The following is a 1,410-nucleotide window of genomic DNA, read 5'->3' as shown; positions in this document are numbered from 1 at the left end:
GTCCGCGGTGGGTCGTTTTCTTCACTTCACGTTGATACTGGTGCAGCAGGGCAATGGCCTGTATCAGCGTCAGGTATTTCATGTGGTCGCGCCGCATCCGGGTTTTGTCTGACAGGAACGTCAGTTGATGGGCGTAAGGATTGACCACTTTCAGCGGCCTTAACAGGCGCTGGGCGTTCTGGTGTAACTGCGTCAGATAGCCTTTCTCCGAGTCAGCCAGCAACCCGGCCAGCGTCTGGCGGTGCCGCTGCATGGCGTGGATAGCCTGCGTCTGCTCGCGCGATTCGTTGACCGTCAGCACCAGACAGCGGTTCAGCAGCTCTTCATCCACATCAATGGCCGTCGTTGTTAACATCAGCATCACCGGTCCCTGTACCTTGTATTCCCGCGTCACCAGTTCGCCGCTCTGTTCGTTCTTGCCGGTGCTGGCGATTTTCAGCTCGCCGTCGGACTGCAACAGTTTCAGGGCGTAGGCCGCCTGCCGCACGCCTTCCTCTTCGGCTATCGCCAGTATTTTGTGTTGCAGGCTGGTTTCCCCCAGATAGTAGAGGCTCTGTCCGGTCATCGCCGAGTACTGGATACGCTCCTCTTCCGGCATCAGGTTCAGCACGGCATCCATCAGGCTGCTCTTGCCTGCCGCGCTGCTGCTCTGGATTAACACGGCCAGCGGTTTATCGAGTTTGCGCGAGACTGCCGCCAGATACCCGGTCAGCAGATTGGTGGATTCGCCGACCACGCCACAGGCGGCCATGTCGTTGATAATCTGTTCTGTCAGGTTCGGCGATGTCAGCAACGCCAGCGCGGCGGCTTCATCTTCCGCGCTGACCGTGACCGCCGTTGTCCCTGAGGCTTCGGCGTCGGCTTGCTGTTGCGCGTCCTGTTGCTGCTCCAGCATCAGCAAGACCCGCCCGGCTTCGCGTTTGATGACCGACAGCTCGCATGCCAGCTCTTGCGCCGCCGTGCTGATGTAGTGCTGACGATGCCGCGCGTGATACATGTCCAGCGTATCCACATGGAACAGGCCGGACGTTTCATCCCGCACCTGCACATTGACTTTCATCACATCGGGCACCGGCGATTTTTTCATCCCCCGTATCCGCCAGATACGTGGCCCGCTTTTCATCAGCAGTTCACCGCAGGCCGTGCGCTCACAGGGCACGGGGGCAACAGTCAGCTCTGGCGGGGCGGCTAAGGCAGCCGGTTTAGCCACATCAGCATTGTGAGGCTTTTCCGTCACACTCGGCGAGACGGGCCGCTCATGGCTGAACACCGCGCCCGGCGCTGTTCCCTGTCCCAGCCAGACCGCCTGTTGCAAGGCCAGCCCCAGCGCATGTTCGGCATTGCCGCTTTTCAGCGCATAGTCATTGGCATCCATACCCGGCGGGAACTGCACCCGCCATGCCTCGATAC

Annotated in this window: 1 pseudogene; it reads right to left on the bottom strand. The window is 60.4% G+C overall.

Features of this window, described 5'->3' with window-relative positions:
• Positions 1–1,410: pseudogene (locus AACQ38_RS23710) on the bottom strand (DNA primase); the annotation flags it as partial.

Source organism: Photorhabdus sp. RW14-46, from assembly GCF_963887965.1.
Taxonomy (GTDB): Bacteria; Pseudomonadota; Gammaproteobacteria; order Enterobacterales; family Enterobacteriaceae; genus Photorhabdus; species Photorhabdus laumondii.
This window is presented reverse-complemented; position numbering and strand designations above follow the sequence as displayed.